This is a genomic window from Flavobacterium sp. GSA192, assembly GCF_006386525.1.
Lineage (GTDB): Bacteria > Bacteroidota > Bacteroidia > Flavobacteriales > Flavobacteriaceae > Flavobacterium > Flavobacterium commune.
The window spans coordinates 337,083-356,733 of the sequence record NZ_VAHC01000001.1; the positions used below are offsets into that span (position 1 = coordinate 337,083).

Sequence of the window (19,651 nt, forward strand, 5' to 3'; positions counted from 1 at the left end):
CCACTTTATTTATGAAATCTAAATTGATTATCATTTTAGTTTTTTTTATTTCATTCTCTACGAGTATTGGGCAGAATATAAAATTCGAACATTATAATGAGAGTAATGGACTTTCGTATAATTCGGTGAGGCATATTGTTCAGGATAAGAACGGTTTTATGTGGCTGGGTACTTTTTTTGGACTGAACAGATTTGACGGCTATCAGTTCAAACCTTATATGAGTTCGGAACTGGGTAAGAACAAACTGTATAATGATGATATTACCGCTTTAGAACTTGATGAAACTTCTAATAATTTATGGATAGGAACCCGAAAAGGGCTTACCTTGTATAAAATGGATACGCATGTTTTTAGTACTTTTTTTAATGAAAAAAACAATCCAAATAGCTTGCCTGAAGATGAAATTCGTGCTGTTCATGTAGATAAATTTAAAAGAGTTTGGGTAGGTACAATGAGTAAAGGACTCGCTGTTTATTACCCTAAAGAACAACGGTTTTCTAAAATAAATATTAAAGGTTTTGAGTATGTAAAAGAAGTTTTTCAGGATAAAAAAGGAAATATTTGGGTAGGAAGTTTTGGCAAAGGTTCAGTAGCTAAAATTATACTGGGAGCCAAGGGTGAGATTTTAAAAATAGCTACTTATGGTTTGTCTATCCCTAATTCGAATCAAAAAAATCCTTATATCAATTTCATTTATGAAGATTTTAAATCGGATATTTTTGTTGGTACAAGAGAAGGTCTTTATAAGTTAAACAAGTCAAAAAACACATTTGAGAATCTTTATATTAAGGATGCGGTTTTAAGAAATAAATTAGGACCTTATTTTATTTCAATTGCCCGTGCTCCCGACGGTAAATATTGGCTTGGAACTCTTGGAGGACTTTTGGTTTGTAATCAATTAGAAGATATAGCTACGGGTAATTTTCAAAGGTATTTCTCCAAACTTACCGATGATAATTCACTGGTAGGAAACTTAGTGAATTCCTTGTATTTTGATAAATCAGGGGTGCTGTGGATAGGTACAGAGGATGGTTTAGATAAATATGATCCTTATGGAGATCAGTTTAAAATTAACAAAGATATTTCATTGTATAATGACAATCAAAAACCTAATATCCGTGGTTTTGCTAAAACTTATGACGGCAAAGTGATTGTGGCTACAAGATACAATGGGCTTTTTGTTTCCAGAGAAAAGTCATTTGTTCCATTGTTCAATAACAGATATGATATTGCCAGTATTTATTCTAATGACGGAAAGCTGTTTTACTGTGGTTTGTGGGATGGTAAAATATTGGTTTATAATTATTTGTCCAATAGTTCCAGATTAGTTGATATTGGGGTGAAAAGTTCGCCTATAATTTCTTTTTTAGTAGCCGATGACAATACTTTGGTAGTAGGCTCTTTTGGGGAAGGAGCTGTAATTTTAGACGCAAAAACTTTAGAAATTAAAGTTCCAAAAGGTGTTTTGTTGTCAGATTTTCAGATTAATAAGATAAAAACAGATCGTTTTAAGAATTTATGGTTTGCAACTGAAACTGGGGTTGCAAGATATAATGTAAAGAGCAGAAAACTCAAACTGTATTTGAAGGGTGAGCATGAAAAAATAGGACTGCCTGCCAGTCATGTGAGTGATATTTTAATTGATGTCAATGGAGATATTTGGGTGGCAACAGTCAAAGGTATTGGCCTTTATGATGCCAAGAAAGATAATTTTGTTCCTGTTTTAGAGCCTAAAGAACTGCATGGAAAATGGATTACCGATTTAGAAATGGATAATGATGGCTATTTGTGGTTAAATATCAACAATAACAGTATTGCCAGATATAAGAAAAAGTCAAAGAAAATAAATATTTATTATGTTGATAGCGGTAATAGACTAGATGTTTTTAGTTCTAAAGGATTTTACAGTTTAAATAACTCAACTATTTATTTAGGAGGTAAAAATGGAATCATCTATTTTTCGGCTGATAAAATTAAAGAGAATAAAATAGCGCCTTCGCCAATTATAACAGAGTTTAAAGTTCAAAATGAAGAGGTGTTTCCTGGCTTAGAAATCAATGGTCAGATTCCGTTTTATAAGGATATTAACATCCATAAGGAAGTGGAACTTAATTATGATAATCGCAATTTTTCCATTCAGTTTTCGGCACCTTCTTATACTAATGAGCGATTGAATACCTTTGAGTATATGCTGGAAGGTTTTGATAAAAACTGGATTACTACCACTAGCGATGCCAGAACTATTCAATATACTAACCTTAATCCTAACGAATATACATTTAAAATAAGAGCTAGTAATAGTGATGGAATTTGGAGTAAAACGGCAGCTTACAAAATTACTATTCTGTCTCCCTTTTGGACTAATACAAAGATTTTCCTGTTACTGATTTTAATACTTTCGGTGTCTTCATATTACATCCGAAAAGAAATTAAATCCCGTCTTAAGCTAAGACAGGCACTTTTGTTAGAGCGTGTAAAACGCGATAGTGACGAGCGTCTATCGAATGAAAAGCTACAGTTTTTTACTAATATTTCACATGAATTAAGGACACCATTAACATTGATTTTAGGCCCGGCCAAGCAATTATTAGAACAAAATGAGGGCGTGGATTATGATAAATCCAAAGTTCATTTGATTTATCAAAATGCCAGTAGATTGTTGTTGCTGGTAAACCAAATTTTAGATTTTAGGAAAGCACAATCCGGAGAATTAAAATTAAAAGTGTCCAAAACAGAAATTGTTGCTAATACGCAAACCGTTTTTGATTCCTTTACACAATTGGCACAGGACAAAGAGATTAATTTTAATTTTAACTGCGAACTTGAAAATCTCGAAGCCTGGATTGACGTAGATAAATACCATAAGATTCTCTACAATTTACTTTCAAATGCGTTGAAATTTACCAATAACTATGGTACAGTGGAATTGTTCATCGGAACAAAAGAAAAAGAGGGTGAAACAATATTGGTTGTTGAGGTAAGCGATAATGGAATTGGTATTCCACTGGAAAGCCAGAAGAAGATTTTCTCCAGATTTTATCAGGTTAAAACCAGTAAAAAAAATAATACCGGATCGGGTATTGGATTGTCTTTAGTAATTTCATTGGTTGAGGTTCACAGAGGGCAATTGAAATTAAAAAGTGCTCCTTTGCAGGGAAGTGTTTTTACCTTGGAATTGCCTGTGTCTAAAAGCAGTTATAAAAAATCGGAAGTTTTTGATATTGAATACAAAGAAACCGAAGTGGCTTATGAAGCCGCAGATAAAATAAAAAAAGGCAATCAAAGTACAGAGTTGAAACAAACTGTTTTAGTTATTGAAGACAATGCCGAGTTGCGCTTTTTTATAGTCGAATATTTATCTGAATTTTACAGAGTGTATCAGGCAGAGAATGGTGATGAGGGCTTGAATCTTTGTAGAAAAATTAAACCGGCACTTTGTGTGGTCGATGCAATGATGCCGGTTATGGGAGGTTTTCAGTTTGTTGAAGCCTTAAAGAATGATGACGATATTAGTCATACAGCATTGATTATGCTGACTGCTTTATCAGAAAACGAAAATAAAATTAAAGGATACAATTTAGGTGTAGATGAGTATATGGTTAAACCATTTGATCCTTCTTTATTAAAAACCCGAATTGATAATATTATTAGAACCCGTACCGAGTTAAAACAAAAATTCTCCGGCGAAATTGAGAGTGATGTCTCAACATTGACGCATTCACAATTAGATATTGATTTAATTTCGAATATTACCGATTTGATTGAGCAAAATATGAGTGATCCCGAATTGACGGCAAACTTCCTTTGTGCTGAATTAGGGATGAGTTCGTCTAAATTGTATCGAAAAATCAAGCAATTAACCGATTTGTCACCTAATGAGTTTATTAGAACGGTTCGTTTGAAAAAAGCGGCGCAGTTGTTAAAATTAAAAGTGAATAATGTTTCGGAAGTGGCTGATAAAGTGGGTTTTAATGATCCGCTATATTTTAGCAGGTGTTTTAAAAAACAGTTTGGATATTCGCCAAGCCGATTGATTAAGTAGTTGTTTTTTAATAATTTAAATTTTGTTAGTATGGCTTTTAAATATTTCGTTATCCAAGTTCATTTTTAACGAATATTCAATAAAAATTGCGTTTTGGCATAATTTTGGCTGATTGTGTTGGCTAATTTTAGAATTTAATACATACATTAGCAGATGTTAAATTTAAAAGTCTAATTTTTACAAAAACTGTTTATTTTTGTTAGATTTTTAAAATATTGAACAAAATAGTTGTGTTTCGATTATTAAGAATTATATTTGTGTAATCGATTACAATTTTTTTTGTTGTGATTATTCTGTTTTTGGTATTAATTTATTGAATAATAGTGTTTTGCGCTTTATTTTTGGATATAGCGCTAATTTTTTTGCCTTTTTCTAAAACGATTTCGGTGAAAAAAACAACAAGTAATGAATATTTAACTTTAACTAAATTTATAAACATTTTAATTATGAACCAAACAAACAAAGCTGTTGGAAACTATCGCTGGACAATCTGTTCGTTATTGTTTTTTGCAACAACTATAAATTATTTAGACAGACAGGTTCTTTCTTTAACATGGAGTGATTTTATAGCTCCTGAATTTCATTGGACTAATAACGATTACGGAAATATTACCGCTTTGTTTTCGATTTTTTATGCAGTTTCTTTATTGTTTGCCGGGCGATTTATCGATTGGATGGATACTAAAAAAGGTTTTCTTTGGGCTATTGGAGTTTGGTCTATAGGAGCTTGTTTGCATGCTTTTGCCGGAATTGCAACTTCTGGTATTATTACCGGAAATTGGTTTGTAGGTTTTGAGGGGGCTAAGGAAGTTATTGGAACTATTGAAGATACTGCATTGGTAATTAATGTAAGTGTTACTTTGTTTATTTTTGCGCGTTTTGTTTTGGCAGTAGGAGAAGCAGGGAACTTTCCGGCGGCTATTAAAACTACGGCTGAATATTTTCCTAAAAAAGACAGAGCTTTTGCTACCAGTATTTTCAATGCCGGGGCAACTGTAGGAGCATTGGCGGCACCAATTACAATTCCGTTTATTGCTAAGTCTTTCGGGTGGGAAATGGCGTTTATTATCATTGGAGCTTTAGGTTTTGTATGGATGGGATTTTGGATGTTTATGTATGATAAGCCTGAAAGTCATTCAAAAGTAAATGCTGCCGAATTAGAATACATTCAACAAGATGTTTTAGCTGATAGTAAAATAGAAGGTTATGTTCCTGAGAATACGGATAAAGTTTCTTTAGCAGCTTGTTTTAAATACAAACAAACATGGGCATTTGCTTTTGGTAAGTTTATGACCGATGGTGTTTGGTGGTTTTTCTTGTTCTGGACACCTGCTTATTTGAGTTCTGTTTATGATATGGATTCTACAGAGGCTGCTTTTCCTTTATTTGTATTGTATATGATTACTTTGTTGTCTATCATTGGAGGTTGGTTGCCAACTTATTTTGTAGAGAAAAAAGGAATGAATCCTTATGAAGGAAGAATGAAAGCAATGTTGATTTTTGCGTTTTTTCCATTGTTAGCTTTAGTTGCTCAACCATTAGGATATATTTCATATTGGTTGCCGGTAATTATTATTGGTATTGCAGGAGCGGCTCATCAGGCTTGGTCAGCGAATATATTTACAACTGTAGGGGATATGTTTCCTAAAAAGGCAATCGCTACTATTACCGGTATTGGTGGTTTAGCAGGGGGAATTGGTTCTACAGTTATTAATAAAGGTTCAGGAGTTTTATTTGATTATACCAAAGAAACGGATATGGTTTTCATGGGCTTTAAAGGAATTGAAGCAGGTTACTTTATCATCTTTTCTATTTGTGCGGTTTGTTATTTAATAGGATGGACGGTGATGAAATCTTTAGTGCCTAAATATGCTCCGATAACTGATTTGTAAAATTTGTTAAAGCTCTCTTGTGTCGTGCAAGAGAGTTTTTCTTTTTTTAACTTTTTATGAATAACTTGTTTTTATAAAAGTTGATGTAGAAATAAATTAAATTAATACCTTTGTAATCGATTACACTAAACACAAAATAATTATGACAAAATACAGTTCTAGATACGCATCTAGCCCTCAAGCGGTAAAAAAATATGATACAAAAGAATTAAGAGAAGAATTCTTAATTGATGATTTAATGCAAGAGAATGAAATTGTATTGACTTATTCACATTACGACAGATATATTGCCGGTTCAGCTGTTCCAGTAGCTGCTGATTTGGTTTTAGAAACTATCGACCCTCTTAAATCAGCTTATTTTTTAGAGCGTAGAGAAATGGGAATCATTAATGTTGGAGGAAATGGTTCTGTTGTTGTTGAAGGAGAAACTTATGAACTAGGTTTTAAAGATGCTTTGTATATAGGTAGCGGAAATAAAGAAGTGATATTTAAAAGTGCTGATGCTAAAAATCCGGCTAAATTTTACATCAATTCTGCTCCGGCTCACACCACTTATCCTACTGTAAAAGTGAGTTTGGCAGAAGCAAACAAATTGCACTTAGGTACAATGGAAACGGCTAATCACCGTACAGTGAACCAAATGATTATTGGAAGTGTAGTGACTACTTGTCAATTACAAATGGGAATGACTGAGTTAAATCCGGGAAGCGTTTGGAATACAATGCCAGCGCACGTACACGATCGTCGTATGGAAGTTTATTTTTATTTAGATATTCCGGAAAATCAGGCGGTTTGTCACTTCATGGGTGAGCCACAAGAAACAAGACATATCTGGATGAACAATCATCAGGCAGTTATTTCTCCACCTTGGTCTATTCACTCAGGTTCAGGAACTTCTAATTATACTTTTATCTGGGGTATGGCAGGTGAAAACTTAGATTACGGAGATATGGATGTTTGTAAAATCACTGATTTAAGATAAAAAAATGACAAATTTATTTGATATAAAAGGAAAAGTTGCTCTTATTACTGGAAGTACTCATGGTCTGGGAATGGCTATGGCTAAAGGTTTAGGTGAGGCAGGTGCAACCATTGTTGTTAATGGGAATTCCTCTCAGGAAAAAATTGATGCAGCTGTAAAGGAACTTCAAAGTGAAGGAATCAATGCAGTGGGGTGTAAATTTAATGTAACGGAAGAGCAGGAAGTTAAAGCTGCTGTTGCAAAAATTGAAAGTGAAGTTGGACCTATTGATATTTTAATTAACAACGCCGGAATCATTAAAAGAATTCCATTGCTGGATATGGAGGTTGCTGATTTCAGAGAAGTGATTGATATTGATTTAGTGAGTCCGTTTATTGTTTCTAAGCATGTAGCTAAAGGAATGATTGAAAGAAGACAAGGGAAAATCATCAATATTTGCTCAATGATGAGTGAGTTAGGTAGAAATACTGTTTCGGCTTATGCTGCTGCAAAAGGAGGTTTGAAAATGCTGACTAAAAATATGGCAACAGAATGGGCTAAATACAATGTACAGATTAACGGAATTGGTCCTGGATATTTTGCTACAGAGCAAACAAAACCAATTAGAGTTGACGGTCATCCGTTTAACGATTTTATCATTAGCAGAACACCTGCAGCAAAATGGGGTGATCCGGGTGATTTAGCCGGAGCGGCAATCTTTTTGTCATCTAAAGCTAGTGATTTCGTAAACGGACATATTTTATATGTTGATGGTGGAATTTTAGCTACCATTGGTAAACCATCAAATGAAGATTAATATTTTAAGTAAATTATAATGAGCACTTTTATAAACGATAACTTTTTATTAGAAAATAAATTCGCAGAAGAATTATACCATAATTATTCTAAAAACCAACCTATTATTGATTACCACAATCACCTGAATCCTCAGTTTATCGCCGAAGATAAAATCTTTAACAATATTACTGATGTTTGGATTAAAGGTGATCACTACAAATGGCGTGCAATGCGTACTTTAGGTATCAATGAGCAATTTGTTACCGGTAATGGTTCTGATAAAGATAAGTTTTTAAACTGGGCAAAAACAGTTCCTTATACAATGCGTAATCCATTGTATCACTGGACTCACTTAGAGTTGGCTCGTTATTTTGATATTACTGATTTATTGAATGAAAAATCGGCTGAAAGAATTTATGATGAGACTTCGGCTAAAGTAAATTCAGCTGAATACAGCACAAGAAATTTACTTCGCAAAGTAAATGCGGAATTAGTTTGTACTACTGAAGATCCAATTGATAGTTTAGATTTTCACGAGCAATTAGCTAAAAGTGATTTCAAAACTACAGTAAGTACTGCTTTTAGACCTGACAAAGCAATTTTGATTGCAAATGACGGTTACAACGAATATCTTGATGTTTTAGGACAAAAAGCTTCAATTTCGATTAATACTTATGCTGATTTACAAGCGGCTTTAAGAAACAGAATTGAGTATTTCAATGCTAATGGTTGCCAACTTTGTGACCACGGATTAGACCAAATCTATTTCGAAAACTATACTGAAAGCGAAGTTGTTGCTATTTTCAAAAAGAAAAGAGAAAATCAAGCGATTAGCAATGAGGAAGCATTGAAATTCCAAAGTGCTGTCTTAGTATTCTTATGTGAAACGTACCATGAATTTGGATGGGTTCAACAATTTCACTTAGGAGCTTTGAGAAATAATAATGCTCGTATGCACCGTATTTTAGGACCTGATACAGGATGGGATTCTATTGGAGATTATCCACAGGCTCAAAAATTATCAGCTTTCTTAAATGCTTTGGATAGTAAAGATAAATTGACTAAAACCATTATTTATAACCTGAATCCTGCTGATAACGAAGTGATGGCTACCATGATTGGTAACTTTAACGACGGAAGTGTTAGAGGAAAAGTACAATTTGGTTCAGGATGGTGGTTCTTAGATCAAAAAGACGGTATGACAAAACAATTAAACGCTCTTTCTAACATGAGTTTGATTAGCTGTTTTGTGGGTATGTTGACTGACTCAAGAAGTTTCTTGTCTTTCCCTAGACACGAGTATTTCCGTCGTATTCTTTGTAACCTTTTAGGAGACGAAATCAAAAGAGGAGAATTACCGGCTTCTGAAATGGAATGGATTGGAAAAATGGTTTCAGACATTAGCTATGGTAATGCTAAGGAATATTTCAAATTCCCGGTAAAATAATTAAAGTATAATTTATAAAAATATATTTCACTTGAAAAAAGTAGTCACTTTTGGAGAAATTCTACTGCGTTTGTCTACAGACAGACATTTGAGGTTTGCTCAGGCCGAGTCTTACAAAGCAACCTATGGTGGGGGAGAATTTAATGTAGCTGTTTCGCTTGTAAATTACGGGATGAAGGCTGAGTTTGTTACTAAAGTACCTAATAATGAATTAGGAAGTTGTGCTATCCACGAAATGCGCAAACTGGATGTAGATTGTCAAAATGTACTGAAAGGTGGAGATCGTTTAGGAATTTATTTCCTTGAAACAGGAACCAGTACTCGTGCATCTAATGTAATTTATGACAGAGCAAACAGTTCAATGTCTACTTTGAAAAAAGGGGAGTTTGACTGGAAAGAAATATTAAAAGATGCAACTTGGTTTCACTGGAGCGGGATTACTCCTGCGCTTTCTGAAACTGCTGCCGAAGCTTGTTTTGAAGCTATAAAAGTAGCTCACGAATTAGGTTTGACTATTTCTACCGATTTGAATTACCGTTCAAAACTTTGGAATTATGGTAAACAACCTAAAGACGTAATGCCAGAAATGTTGAAATACAGTAACATTATATTAGGCGATATTGATACAGCTAACTTTATGTTAGGTTTGGATAAGGTAGATCCTGATTATCAGCAAGTAGCGACATTGCCGGCTTTGTATAATCAGGTGTTTAAACTTTGCCCTGAATTAAAATACATGTCAACTACTTTGCGTTATTCTGTTAGTGCTTCTCACCAACGTATCGGAGGAATCCTTTATGATGGTAGCCAGGTGTATAAAGCTGCTGTACAGGAAGTAACTCCGGTTGTGGATAGAGTTGGTAGTGGTGATGCTTTCATGGGAGGTTTAATCTATGGTTTAAACGAAGAACCTTTGGATAAACAAAGAGCATTAAACTTTGCGGTTGCGGCTTGTTGTTTGAAACACACTATTTACGGAGATTATAATTTAATTACTAAAAATGAAATTGAAAAATTACTTGATGGGGATTTCACAGGTAAGGTTTCAAGATAAAAAAATATAAAATGGCTCAATTTACACGTATAGAAGTTGCTACAGCAATGAAAGAAACAGGGATGATTCCTTTGTTTTTTAGTAATGATCTGGAATTAAGTAAAAATGTATTGAAAGCTTGTTATGACGGAGGTGCCCGTTTGATGGAGTTTACTGCCAGAGGGGATTTCGCTCACGAAGTTTTTGCTGAATTAACAAAATACGCTATCAAAGAATTACCTGGAATGATAATGGGAGTAGGTTCAGTAACTGATGCCGCAGCTGCTTCATTGTATATGCAATTAGGAGCTAATTTTATTGTAACTCCGGTATTTAGAGAAGATATTGCTATTGCTTGTAACCGTAGAAAAGTATTATGGTCTCCTGGTTGTGGTACATTATCTGAAATTGCAAGAGCTGAGGAATTAGGATGTGAGATTGTTAAGTTGTTCCCAGGTGAAATCTACGGACCACAATTTATTAAAGGTGTTAAAGGACCTTGCCCTTGGACTAATATCATGCCTACAGGTGGGGTTTCAACTGAAAGAGACAATTTAAAATCTTGGTTTGATGCTGGTGCAACTTGTGTTGGAATTGGATCTCAATTAATTTCAGCTGAAGTTTTGAAAAATAAAGATTATGCAGGATTAGCTCAAAAAGTAAAAGAAACGATAGCAACTATTGCCGATTTACGTAAAAAATAAAAAACAATACAACCAACTATGTCAGAAGTAATGGAAAAATTAAACAGAAAGAATAGAGGATTAGAACAATTGAATCCAATAAAAGTAGTACAATTTGGTGAAGGTAACTTTTTAAGAGCTTTTGTTGATTACGCTTTTCAAAGATTAAATAATGAAGTTGATTTCAATGCTGGTATTGCGATGGTTCAGCCATTGGCAGGTGGTATGGTAAACATGATTAATGACCAGGACGGTCTTTATACTTTGTTTATGAACGGAATCAAAAAAGGAGAAAAAATAGAAGACATTCAGTTAATTACTAATGTGGTAAAAGGAATCAATCCTTATACTGATTTTGCCGATTATTTAGCGTTAGCTAAAGAAAAAGAGCTTCAGTTTATTGTTTCAAATACTACTGAAGCCGGAATTGAATTCGTAGGAACTGACACTCCGGATATGCAGCCACCAGCTTCATTTCCTGCAAAACTAACTCTTTTATTACTTGAAAGATTCAAACATTTTAATGGTGATGCTTCAAAAGGAGTGACTATCATTCCTTGTGAATTGATTGATTACAATTCAGAAGCCTTGAAAAAATGTATCTTGCAATATTGTGAATTATGGAAGTTGGAAGAAGCATTTGTAACTTGGGTTTCTGAGGCTTGTACCTATCACAGTACTTTGGTTGACAGAATCGTTCCTGGATATCCAAGAGCTAATATTGAAGAATACAATAGCAAATTAGATTATCAGGATAATTTAATTGTTGCGGCTGAACCATTTTTCCTTTGGGCAATTGAAGGTGGGGAAGATTTAAAAGCGAAGTTACCATTCCATAAAACAGATTTGAATGTAAAAATTGTTGACGATATTCGTCCTTTCAAAATGATTAAAGTTCGTATTTTGAATGGAGCGCATACTGCAATGGTTCCTGTTTCTCTTTTATTTGGAAACAAATTAGTAATGGAAACAGTTAATGGAGATTTTACCGGACCGTTTGTAGATAATGTTATCAGTGAAATTAGTGAAACGCTTCCTATGGATAAAAACGAAATCACTGCCTATGCTGAAGAGGTAATGGATCGTTTTAAAAATCCATTTATCAAACATGCACTTGCTGATATTGCTTTAAATTCAATCTCAAAATTCAAAGTAAGAGTTTTGCCTAGTTTATTAGGATATTATAATGCGAAAAAAGAACTTCCTACTAGTTTAACTTTTTCATTAGCTTGTTTAATCCAATTCTACAAAGGAATTTGGAATAATGAAGCTTTACCGGTAAAAGATACTCCGGAATTAGTTGAAGCATTCCAAAAAGCTTGGGAGTTAGAAGATTTAAATTCAGTTGTTGCTACAGTTTTAGCTAATACAGAATTTTGGGGTGAAGATTTAACAAAAGTTGACGGATTATCACAAGCTTTAGTGCTTGCTTTAAATGAAATTGAGACCAATGGTATAGAGCAGGGGTTTATCAATTTTTCTCAAAAAAAATAAAAAAAGACAAAAAATCAAGTTAATTAAGATGCAAAAGAAATTAATAAAAGTAGACCCTTCTGATAATGTGGCTGTAGCGTTAGTAAACCTAACTGCTGGAGAAACTATCGCTTTTGAAGGAGAAGATGTTTTAGTATTATCGGATACTAAAATGAAGCATAAGATTGCAATGGTAGATTTTGAGCCTGGAGATAAAATCTATATGTACGGTGTAATCGTTGGAAAAGCTAGCCAAAAAATTGCTAAAGGTGATGTTATTGCTACTACTAATGTAAAACACGAAAGTGCTAAGGTAACTGGTAAAACAGAAACTATTGGTTGGGATGTTCCTAATGTTGACAAATGGAAAGATAAAACTTTCATGGGATACCACCGTGAAGACGGACAAGTGGGAACTGAGAATGTTTGGTTGTTCTTCCCATTAGTATTTTGTGAGAACAGAAATATCGAAATCTTAAAAGGTATTTTCGAAAAAGAATTAATGAAACCAAAAGAGAACGATTACCAATTGTTGCTTCGTTCTTTGGTTAATTCTGAAAAAGGTGGTGATGAAGTGGTACAAAAATCAACAGAAGTAGATTTATTCCAAAATATCGAAGTAAAGTTTATTCAGCACCAAGGTGGTTGTGGAGGAATCCGCCAGGATTCTCATAGCTTGGCTAAATTGTTGGCTGGATATGTAAACAATCCAAACGTTGCCGGAGCTACTGTGTTGAGTTTAGGTTGCCAAAACTTACAAATTTCTATCTTCCAGGATGCAATGAAGGAAATTAATCCAAACTACAGCAAACCAGTTTTAATTTACGACCAACAATCTATTGGTACAATTGAAGAAATGTTGAGTACTGTAGTAAAAGATTCATTTGCTGCTATTAAAGAGGCTAATAAAATTGAAAGAAAACCTGCTCCATTATCTAAATTAAGAATTGGTTTAGAGTGTGGTGGTTCTGATGGATTCTCAGGAATTTCTGCAAACCCAACATTAGGAGTGTTGTCTGATAAATTAGTGGCGTTGGGAGGAACTACAATTCTTTCTGAATTCCCAGAATTATGTGGTGTTGAGCAGGAATTAGTAAACCGTTGTATCGATGATAAAGACGGACAACGTTTCTTAGACTTAATGAAATGGTATGAGAAAACAGTTATTGATGCTGGTTCAGGATTTGATATGAATCCTTCTCCGGGTAACATCAAAGACGGTTTGATTACTGATGCTATGAAATCAGCAGGTGCTTCTAAAAAAGGAGGAACTTCTCCAATTGTAGGGGTTTATGATTATGGAGAGTATATCAACGAACCAGGATTTACATTGTTATGTACTCCAGGAAACGACGTTGAATGTACTACTGCAATGGTAGGTTCAGGAGCTAATATGGTATTGTTTACAACAGGTTTAGGAACTCCAACAGGAAATCCAATTGCTCCGGTTGTAAAAGTATCGTCTAACACTCAATTGGCTCAAAAAATGTCTGATATTATCGATTTTAACACTGGTGGAATTATAACAGGTGATAAATCGATTGAAGAAACAGCTGACGAAATGTTAGAATTTATTATAAAAGTAGCTAGTGGTGAAGTAAAAACCAAAGCTGCCATTTTAAATCAAAATGACTTCATTCCTTGGAAACGAGGAGTATCGCTATAAAGATTGTTTTTAGATTTTGTTTTTAGTTAAAAAGGGAGGTGTTTTTTATAATGCCTCCCTTTTTTTATTGGTTTCAAATAGAAATTTACTCAAGCTTAAAAAAAGACCGCAGATTGCTTCGCCAATTCGCTATCGCTCGAGCCGCAGATTTTTAAAATTTATAATCTGTGAATCTGCGGTGATTCTTTTTGATTTTTTTGATTCTGTAAAATCAAATCTATTGTGGTTTAAATCTGCGGTATTCTGGTTGAAGATTGTCGGATAAGTAATTTAGGTGATAAAATCACTTTGCTTTCAGATTTCTTATTGTTGATTTTGTCTAAAAATACCTGGGCAGCCATTTTTCCCATTTCTAAAGGCGACTGGTCAATTGTAGAAATAGACAATTCCATGAATTTGGTAAAAGGTTCGTTTCCAAAACCAAAGACACAAAAATCTTCAGGGATTTTTATACCGCGCTCTTTTAATTTTTGAATAGCACCTAAAGCTGCAAAATCACTGGTAGAAAAAATAGCGTTGGGAGGATTCTCTAAGGCTAATAATTTTTCGACAGCATCTCTTCCTTCGGTAACATTACTTTTTATAGAGATGATATAATCGGGATTGATGGGGATATTATTGTCTAATAAGGCTTTTTCGTAACCTCTGTAGCGGTCTTCATAGATTTCTAACGAGCGGTCTCCTGAGAAATAAGCTATCTTTTTACAGCCTTGTTCAATAAGGTGTTGGGTGGTCTGGTATGAAGCCAGATAATCATCAATAGTTACCGAACTCACATTCTTCATTTCTTTTTTTCGGTCAAAAAAGATTAAAGGAATGTTTTTTTGGATAACGCGTTCTATGTAGTGGTTGTTTTCCTTTGGAAGATTGGAAATAGACATAAAAATACCGTCAACCTGAGCGTTCAATAAGGTGTTGACATTTTCGACCTCTCTGTTTTCGTCTTCATGAGTTTGACAAATAATAACCTGGTAGCCTTCAGGATGCAAGCCTTCTTCAATCCCCCGAATTACCGAAGCGAAAAAATTAGTGTTAATGCGAGGCACAATAACACCTACATTGTTACTTTTTCCACTTCTTAATGCTAATGCTAATTTGTTTTGCTTGTAATTCATTTTATTAGCCGTTTCAAGGACTATTTTTCGAGTGCTTTGACTTATTTTAGGATTGTTGTTTAATGCTCTCGAAACAGTTGCAGCAGTTATATTTAGCGCTTTGGCAATGTCATAAATTGTTGTTTTTCCACTCATTATAATTGGTCTATCTCGGTAAAAATACTATATTTTTTTATATAATTATTTGTTTGGTACTGATATTGATAAGATTTTAAAATCAAATTAAGGTTTTTGCCTATGTTTTTTATCTAAAATACGGTTTTATAGTATTTTACGAATTAAAAGCTTATTTTTTTATAAAGTAAAATAAATGTTCTTTTTTTTGTGTAAATCTATTTTTTTTGATGATTTTTATAGTTTAAATAAAAAAATAACTATAGATTTGTGTAATCGATTACATGAAATCAACCGTTTTTTAAGTCGAATAATTTTTTTGAATTTAACTTCTTTAATTTTTAATCCATGCAAAATAAACTGCATCGTTCGTTTTTTAGTTTCTCTATTGTTTTGGTTTCTGCTTTTTTAACTAATTGTTCAGCCCAAAAAGGAGCGAATGCCATTTTAGCCAATCCCTGGAAAGTAAAGCAGCAAATTGAAAAGTCAGTAGTAGTTCCTGTTTTTGTCAATAAAAACTATAGTATTGTTGATTATGGAGCTAAGAGTGGAGGATTGATTAATAATTCAGAAGCTTTTAAAAAAGCAATTGAAGCCTGCGCTAAAAACGGAGGTGGAAAGGTGGTTATTCCGTCTGGTAAATTCTTAACAGGACCAATTCATTTGGATAACAATGTCAATCTTCATTTGGAGGCCGGAGCTGAAATTTTGTTCAGCACAAAGTCATCTGATTACCCTTTGGTGAGAACTTCATTTGAAGGAACAGAATTAATGAATCATTCTCCGCTTATTTATGCTTATAATAAAAAAAATGTTGCTGTGACAGGTAAAGGGATTTTGAACGGTCAGGCCGATAATGATAATTGGTGGTATTGGTGCGGTGCAAAACAATACGGATGGGCTGAAGGAAGAGGGAATCAGAATGATCCTCAAAATCGTATTCGATTAGTAGAATCAGGAGAACAAAATGTTCCGGTTGATGAAAGAATTTATGGTGAGGGCTCTTATTTAAGACCCAATTTTATTGAGTTTTTTGGTTGTACAGACGCATTGATTAAAGATGTGAAAATTATAAATGCGCCATTTTGGGTTATTCATCCTATGAAATCAACAAATGTGACGGTTGATGGTGTAACAGTTGAAAGCCATGGGCCTAATAACGATGGTTGTGATCCTGAATATTCTAAAAATGTGATTATAAAAAACTGTACTTTTAATTCAGGAGACGATTGTATTGCAATTAAAGCAGGTAAAGATGGTGATGGAAGACGTGTAGCCATGAAAAGCGAGAACATTATTGTGAAAGATTGTAAAATGCTTGATGGTCACGGAGGAGTAGTAATGGGTAGCGAAATGACGGGCGGAATTAAGAACGTTTTTGTTGAAAATTGCGCTATGGACAGTCCCAATTTAGACAGAGCCATTCGTATCAAATCCAATTCAAGAAGAGGTGGTATTGTAGAAAATGTTTTTGTTCGAAATATTAAAGTCGGTCAGGTTAAAGAAGCGGTTTTAAGAATTAATATGTTCTATAATGTGTACGGAAACCAAACAGGCAATTATATTCCTCAGGTAAAGAATGTGATTCTGGAGAATGTAAAAGTTAAAAATGGTGGAAAATATGGCGTTTTAGCTCAGGGATATAAAGAATTACCTATTGAAAACGTATTGTTGAAAAATGTAACTATTGAGAAAGTAGGAGAGGCTTATTCGATAGATAATGTGAAGAATATTCAGTTTATAAACACTTATATCAACGGAAAAAAAGTAGCTAGTCCTAAGGGATTGTAAAAGATAAGGAAGCTTTGAATCATTTTTAGACAGAATTAGAAATATTGAGTATTCACGATAAATTTAGCATTATGAGAAAATTTTCTTTGTTTGTATATTCTGGTTTGGGGATATTTACCATTTGTGTCTTGTTTTTATGTTGTAAACCAATTGAACAAGCAAAAGCCACTGCTGTAAATAAACAAGAACAATCAATTTCTGATAAGTTAAAATGGTCAGAGCGAATGGCATTGTCCATTATGAAGCGTCATCCTAAAGCCTGGCAGATTGATTATCACGAAAAACCAAAATGGGATTATAAGATTGGTATGATTTTAACGGCTTATGAAAAGTTGTATGCTCAAACTAAAGAAGAAAAATATTTTGATTACATAAAAGGATATGCCGATACATTGATTGATGATTCTGGGAATTTTCAAAATTTTAATCCTCAGGATCATAATATTGATTTTATTAATGCCGGAAAAATTCTTTTTGGGCTTTATAATAAAATCCAAAATCAGAAGTATTTAAAGGCTTTGCAAACATTACGAAATCAATTTGTTGATTATCCAAGGACGGTTTCCGGGGGATTTTGGCATAAAAAAATATATCCTAATCAAATGTGGTTAGACGGTTTGTACATGGGACAACCTTTTTATGCAAGATTTACTGTTGAGTTTGAAAAGGGTGAAAAATTAGACGATGTGGCACATCAATTTGAGTTGCTTCGCAATCATGCTTATGATAAAACAACAGGATTGTTTTTTCACGCCTGGGATGAAAGCAAAAAAATGCCTTGGGCCAATAAAGAAACGGGGACAGCTCCGCATATTTGGTTAAGAGCTCTGGGGTGGTACGGAATGGCGTTAGTGGATGTCTTGGATTATTTTCCTAAAAATCATCCTAAACAAAAACAATTAGTAGCTTATTTGAATGAATTAGCCAGCGGTGTTAGTAAATATCAGGACGTATCGGGATTATGGTATCAAGTACCTAATTTACCAAACCGGGCAGGAAATTATTTAGAAGCTTCAGGTTCGTCAATGTTAGTTTACGCAATTGCAAAAGGAGTACATAAAGGCTATTTGCCTAAAGCGATGAATAAAATTGCTCTTAAAGGTTTTAATGGTTTGACAACTAAACTGATAAAAGTGGACGATAATGGCGAATTACATATCACACAAGTATGTGCCAGTGCAGGTTTAGGAGGAAATCCATACCGAGATGGTTCATTCGAATATTATATGAGTGAAAAAATCAAAGTTGACAATTCACATGGCTTAGGGGCTTTTTTATTGGCAGCAATCGAATTAGATAAATAATAAAAAAAATAATTAAAAACATAAAATGATGAAATTAATGAGAGCAAAACAATTTTTATTTACGTTTATTTTAATAGGCGCATTAGGATTTACAAGTTGTAAATCGCAGTCAAACGCAGTTTCGGCATCAAAAGAGCTAACATCTCCAAAGTTAAAATGGTCAGAGAAAATGGCTTTAACGCTAATGATGCGTCATCCAAAAGCTTTTCAAATTGATGACAGAACTACTGCAAAATGGGATTATGTTCATGGTTTAGTAGCCAGTTCTATCGAGGAATTGTACAAAAAAACCAAAGATGAAAAGTATTATGAGTATGTAAAAGGTTATGCAGATGCTTTAATTGATGAAAAGGGGAATATTGCTACTTATGATATGGATAAATACAATATCGATATGGTAGTGGCTGCTAATATCTTGTTTGATATTTATGACAGAACAAAAGAAAACAAGTATTTAGTTGCGATGCAAACCATCAGAAAACAATTGGATAATCAGCCTAGAACTGCAAGTGGCGGATTCTGGCACAAACAAATTTATCCTAACCAAATGTGGTTAGATGGTTTGTACATGGGACAGCCATTCTACGCTCAATATACTACAAAGTTTGAAAATGGAAAACAACTGGATGATGTAGCCAAACAATTTGAATTACTTGAAAAAAATGATAAAGATCCTAAAACCGGATTGTTATACCATGCCTGGGACGAAAGCAGAAAGATGCCTTGGGCTGATAAAGTTACAGGTAAATCACCTAATTTCTGGTCTCGTGCTTTAGGTTGGTATGCTATGGCATTAGTTGATGTTTTGGATAATTTCCCAAAAGAACATCCAAAACAAAAGGAATTAGTAGGTTATTTGAACGAATTGGCAGTAGCCTTAGAAAAAGTGCAGGATAAAAAAACAGGATTGTGGTATCAGGTAACGGATATGGCAGGAAGAGAAGGAAACTATCTTGAAGCTTCCGGTTCTTCAATGTTTGCTTATGCTTTAGCAAAAGGAGTAAACAAAGGATACTTGCCAGCTAAATTTAAAAAAGTAGCTAATTTTGCTTTTGACGGATTGACAACCAAATTAATCCGAGTGGATGCCGATGGCGGAATTACTTTGACTCAATGTTGTCAGGTAGCAGGTTTAGGAGGAAATCCATACCGAGATGGTTCTTATGAGTATTATGTAAATGAGAAAAAGAAAGATAATGATCCTAAAGCCACAGGGCCGTTTATCTTAGCGGCAATCGAATTAAACAGATAATTTCAAGCCATAAAAATTAAAATTTCACCATTAAGAAATTAAGAAAATTTAGACTTAACGTTTCTTGATTTCTTAATGG

Annotated in this window: 13 protein-coding genes; 12 read left to right on the plus strand and 1 reads right to left on the minus strand. The window is 33.9% G+C overall.

All coding sequences use genetic code 11. The features are described 5' to 3' along the window. Positions 1-11: 11 nt before the first annotated feature. The 9 genes from FDM27_RS01500 to FDM27_RS01540 all read left to right on the plus strand — a co-directional run bounded on the left by FDM27_RS01500 (position 12) and on the right by FDM27_RS01540 (position 13,996). A complete protein-coding gene (locus FDM27_RS01500) occupies positions 12-4,043 on the plus strand; it encodes a hybrid sensor histidine kinase/response regulator transcription factor (RefSeq protein ID WP_140484918.1) in 4,032 nt (1,343 codons plus the stop codon). Positions 4,044-4,489: 446 nt separating this feature from the next. After that, positions 4,490-5,935, plus strand: a complete 1,446-nt coding sequence (locus FDM27_RS01505) for an MFS transporter (protein ID WP_140484919.1) — start codon at positions 4,490-4,492, stop codon at positions 5,933-5,935. A 142-nt stretch (positions 5,936-6,077) separates the two neighbouring features. Continuing rightward, complete coding sequence (gene kduI / locus FDM27_RS01510; RefSeq protein WP_083382094.1) at positions 6,078-6,917, plus strand: 5-dehydro-4-deoxy-D-glucuronate isomerase; 840 nt, start codon at positions 6,078-6,080, stop codon at positions 6,915-6,917. Positions 6,918-6,921: 4 nt separating this feature from the next. Beyond that, positions 6,922-7,713: a gluconate 5-dehydrogenase gene (locus FDM27_RS01515; protein ID WP_071185013.1), complete on the plus strand. Its 792-nt coding sequence runs from the start codon at positions 6,922-6,924 to the stop codon at positions 7,711-7,713. A gap of 18 nt (positions 7,714-7,731) precedes the next feature. Continuing rightward, on the plus strand, positions 7,732-9,141 hold the full coding sequence (gene uxaC / locus FDM27_RS01520; RefSeq protein ID WP_140484920.1) for a glucuronate isomerase: 1,410 nt from the start codon (positions 7,732-7,734) through the stop codon (positions 9,139-9,141). Positions 9,142-9,172: 31 nt separating this feature from the next. Then, on the plus strand, positions 9,173-10,195 hold the full coding sequence (locus tag FDM27_RS01525) for a sugar kinase (protein ID WP_140484921.1): 1,023 nt from the start codon (positions 9,173-9,175) through the stop codon (positions 10,193-10,195). Between the two features lie 11 nt (positions 10,196-10,206). Beyond that, the gene (locus FDM27_RS01530; RefSeq protein ID WP_071185016.1) at positions 10,207-10,878 is read left to right on the plus strand and encodes a bifunctional 4-hydroxy-2-oxoglutarate aldolase/2-dehydro-3-deoxy-phosphogluconate aldolase; all 672 of its coding nucleotides are present in this window, start codon (positions 10,207-10,209) and stop codon (positions 10,876-10,878) included. 30 nt (positions 10,879-10,908) lie between these two features. Continuing rightward, the gene (locus tag FDM27_RS01535) at positions 10,909-12,351 is read left to right on the plus strand and encodes a tagaturonate reductase (protein WP_140485282.1); all 1,443 of its coding nucleotides are present in this window, start codon (positions 10,909-10,911) and stop codon (positions 12,349-12,351) included. Positions 12,352-12,379: 28 nt separating this feature from the next. Then, the gene (locus FDM27_RS01540) at positions 12,380-13,996 is read left to right on the plus strand and encodes a UxaA family hydrolase (RefSeq protein WP_071185017.1); all 1,617 of its coding nucleotides are present in this window, start codon (positions 12,380-12,382) and stop codon (positions 13,994-13,996) included. Between the two features lie 227 nt (positions 13,997-14,223). Here FDM27_RS01540 and FDM27_RS01545 read toward each other — a convergent pair whose 3' ends face one another. Beyond that, a complete protein-coding gene (locus tag FDM27_RS01545; RefSeq protein WP_140484922.1) occupies positions 14,224-15,246 on the minus strand; it encodes a LacI family DNA-binding transcriptional regulator in 1,023 nt (340 codons plus the stop codon). A gap of 327 nt (positions 15,247-15,573) precedes the next feature. Between FDM27_RS01545 and FDM27_RS01550 the strand changes: the two genes are divergently transcribed. The 3 genes from FDM27_RS01550 (at position 15,574) to FDM27_RS01560 (ending at position 19,572) form a co-directional block, all read left to right on the plus strand. Beyond that, the gene (locus tag FDM27_RS01550) at positions 15,574-17,016 is read left to right on the plus strand and encodes a glycoside hydrolase family 28 protein (protein ID WP_140484923.1); all 1,443 of its coding nucleotides are present in this window, start codon (positions 15,574-15,576) and stop codon (positions 17,014-17,016) included. Between the two features lie 71 nt (positions 17,017-17,087). Continuing rightward, positions 17,088-18,320 (plus strand): glycoside hydrolase family 105 protein, encoded by a 1,233-nt coding sequence (locus FDM27_RS01555; protein ID WP_140484924.1) that lies wholly within the window; start codon positions 17,088-17,090, stop codon positions 18,318-18,320. Positions 18,321-18,348: 28 nt separating this feature from the next. Beyond that, a complete protein-coding gene (locus FDM27_RS01560) occupies positions 18,349-19,572 on the plus strand; it encodes a glycoside hydrolase family 105 protein (RefSeq protein ID WP_255510467.1) in 1,224 nt (407 codons plus the stop codon). Positions 19,573-19,651: the final 79 nt, after the last annotated feature.

Excerpts from the sequence above, each read along its gene's own strand:
- FDM27_RS01540 (WP_071185017.1), top strand. The coding sequence starts at position 12,380 with ATGCAAAAGAAATTAATAAAAGTAGACCCTTCTGATAATGTGGCTGTA.
- FDM27_RS01545 (WP_140484922.1), bottom strand. The coding sequence starts at position 15,246 with ATGAGTGGAAAAACAACAATTTATGACATTGCCAAAGCGCTAAATATA.
- uxaC (WP_140484920.1), top strand. The coding sequence starts at position 7,732 with ATGAGCACTTTTATAAACGATAACTTTTTATTAGAAAATAAATTCGCA.
- FDM27_RS01560 (WP_255510467.1), top strand. The coding sequence starts at position 18,349 with ATGAAATTAATGAGAGCAAAACAATTTTTATTTACGTTTATTTTAATA.
- FDM27_RS01530 (WP_071185016.1), top strand. The coding sequence starts at position 10,207 with ATGGCTCAATTTACACGTATAGAAGTTGCTACAGCAATGAAAGAAACA.
- FDM27_RS01555 (WP_140484924.1), top strand. The coding sequence starts at position 17,088 with ATGAGAAAATTTTCTTTGTTTGTATATTCTGGTTTGGGGATATTTACC.
- FDM27_RS01500 (WP_140484918.1), top strand. The coding sequence starts at position 12 with ATGAAATCTAAATTGATTATCATTTTAGTTTTTTTTATTTCATTCTCT.
- FDM27_RS01535 (WP_140485282.1), top strand. The coding sequence starts at position 10,909 with ATGGAAAAATTAAACAGAAAGAATAGAGGATTAGAACAATTGAATCCA.
- FDM27_RS01505 (WP_140484919.1), top strand. The coding sequence starts at position 4,490 with ATGAACCAAACAAACAAAGCTGTTGGAAACTATCGCTGGACAATCTGT.
- kduI (WP_083382094.1), top strand. The coding sequence starts at position 6,078 with ATGACAAAATACAGTTCTAGATACGCATCTAGCCCTCAAGCGGTAAAA.
- FDM27_RS01550 (WP_140484923.1), top strand. The coding sequence starts at position 15,574 with ATGCAAAATAAACTGCATCGTTCGTTTTTTAGTTTCTCTATTGTTTTG.
- FDM27_RS01515 (WP_071185013.1), top strand. The coding sequence starts at position 6,922 with ATGACAAATTTATTTGATATAAAAGGAAAAGTTGCTCTTATTACTGGA.